2 tRNA genes are annotated in these 291 nt (G+C 44.3%); both read left to right on the top strand.

Features of this window, described 5'->3' with window-relative positions:
- Nucleotides 1-61: 61 nt before the first annotated feature.
- Nucleotides 62-136: transfer RNA gene (locus FC33_RS05095), tRNA-Ile, on the top strand.
- A gap of 6 nt (nt 137-142) precedes the next feature.
- Nucleotides 143-215 (top strand) — tRNA-Ala (locus FC33_RS05100).
- Nucleotides 216-291 lie beyond the last annotated feature (76 nt).

Raw genomic sequence — 291 nt, forward strand, 5'->3', positions numbered from 1 at the left:
AGGAATCATACGGAAACTGCACATGTTGAAACATTATTCAGTTTTGAGAGATCTACTCAATGGATCTGTAGCTCAGCTGGTTTAGAGCGCACGCCTGATAAGCGTGAGGTCGATGGTTCGAGTCCATTCAGATCCATTCAATGGGGCCTTAGCTCAGTTGGGAGAGCGCCTGCTTTGCACGCAGGAGGTCAGGAGTTCGAATCTCCTAGGCTCCATTGATGACGGATTAGTCGTCAACTTGTTCTTTGAAAACTAGATAATAATTTATTTCTTTATAAAACCGAGAACACC

This window comes from Ligilactobacillus aviarius subsp. aviarius DSM 20655, from assembly GCF_001436315.1.
GTDB lineage: Bacteria > Bacillota > Bacilli > Lactobacillales > Lactobacillaceae > Ligilactobacillus > Ligilactobacillus aviarius.